This window comes from Paracoccus sp. DMF, assembly GCF_004407025.1.
Taxonomy (GTDB): Bacteria; Pseudomonadota; Alphaproteobacteria; order Rhodobacterales; family Rhodobacteraceae; genus Paracoccus; species Paracoccus aminovorans_B.
Window position 1 is genome coordinate 1 of the sequence record NZ_SOKV02000203.1, and the last position, 553, is coordinate 553.

Below are 553 nucleotides of genomic sequence, written 5' to 3' on the forward strand. Positions count from 1 at the left end.
CGCCGCCTGGACCTGGGACGCGCGGCCCTATCCCTTCTTCCCGGCGCTGACCGACGTCTGGACGGACGGCGCGAACTGGCGGCTCGGGCACTGGCTGACCGGACGGCTCGGCGCGGTGTCGCTGGCGGCGCTCGTCCGGCATCTCTGCCTGCGCGCCGGGCTGCCCGACGCGAGGATCGACGTCTCCGGCCTCTGGGGCGCGGTCGAGGGCTACGCCATCACGGCGCTGGAAAGCCCGCGGGCTTCGATCACCACGCTGTCGCGGCACTTTGGCTTCGATGCGGTGGAGACCGAGGGCGTGATCCGGTTCGTCATGCGCGGCCGGGCCTCGGTCGCCACCCTCGGGCCCGACGATCTGGTCGCCGCCCGCGAGGGCGATGTGCTGGAACTGACCCGCGGCCAGGAGACCGAACTGCCGCAGGCGTTGAAGTGGCAGATCGCCCGCGCCGACGAGGATTACGACGCGGCCCTCGTCGAGGCACGGCGCATCACCGTGGACACGACGCGCATCGCGTCCGAGTCCTTCCCGATGGCGGTGCCGCCCGAGGAAGCC

At 72.7% G+C, this 553-nt stretch carries 1 protein-coding gene; it reads left to right on the forward strand.

Annotation, left to right across the window (positions count from 1 at the left end; translation table 11 throughout):
- Positions 1-553, forward strand: a 553-nt coding sequence (locus E3D03_RS21225) for a phage tail protein (RefSeq protein WP_263568578.1), incomplete at both ends; no start/stop codon positions are given.